Source organism: Pseudomonas sp. CGJS7, assembly GCF_036961695.1.
The window spans coordinates 1-1,012 of sequence record NZ_JBAMDI010000310.1; the positions used below are offsets into that span (position 1 = coordinate 1).

General features: G+C 60.5%; 1 protein-coding gene. It reads right to left on the reverse strand.

Annotation, left to right across the window (positions count from 1 at the left end; translation table 11 throughout):
• Positions 1–1,012: immunoglobulin-like domain-containing protein (locus tag V7787_RS52835; protein ID WP_336095456.1), on the reverse strand; the 1,012-nt coding region annotated here is incomplete at both ends.

Below are 1,012 nucleotides of genomic sequence, written 5' to 3' on the forward strand. Positions count from 1 at the left end.
GTCCGCACCTTCAACGGTTGCGATCGACATCACGACAGGGTCGTTGGTACCGACGTAGACGTTGTCCGGGGCAGTGACAGTGGCAGTACCCACGGTACCGTTGGCCGGCACGGTGATGACGGTTTTGCCGTCGCTCAGTGTGAAGGTCAATGCACTGTGGTTGTTGATCGGCAGACCGTCTTTGTTGGTCAGGGTGATGGTGTAGGTAATCTCGCCGCCTTCAGTGACCGACGGGGTCGCGGTCAGCTTGGCCACGACTTCGTCGGTGGTGTCGGTCACTTGAACCGAAGCGTTGCCGCCCAATTCCAGGTTTTCGAACGCAGCACCAGTGGCGTCCACCGCCGAGTTGATGCCCAAGCTGATCTGGCCAGCGTCCTGATAGACGTCATCGCCTTGCGCGTCGTGGGTGTACGGCGCGCTGGTTTCACCGGCCTTGATGGTGACCTGGGCATTGTTGCTCAGGGTCACGACCAGGTCGTGGGCCAGTGGCTGGTTGACGTGCACAGTGAAGGTCGGTTTGACGTTCTCGGCCACCGAGGTCTGGTCGGCCGTGATGGTGACTTTGACCAAGTCGCCTTCGTTGCCCGGCGTACCTGGCTCGTCGGTCACCGACGTGCTGACCGGGGTCTTGTCCAGCGTCAGTTGCTCGAACTTGCCAACGTCCGCACCTTCAACGGTAGCGATCGACATCACGACAGGGTCGTTGGTACCGACGTAGACGTTGTCCGGGGCAGTCACGGTGGCAGTACCCACGGTACCGTTGGCCGGCACGGTGATGACGGTTTTGCCGTCGCTCAGTGTGAAGGTCAATGCACTGTGGTTGTTGATCGGCAGACCATCTTTGTTGGTCAGGGTGATGGTGTAGGTGATCTCACCGCCTTCGGTCACCGAAGGGGTGGCGGTCAGTTTGGCCACCACTTCGTCGAGGGTGTCGGTGACTTGAACCGAAGCGTTGCCGCCCAGTTGCAGGTTCTCGAACGCAGCACCAGTGGCGTCCACCGCCGAGTTGATA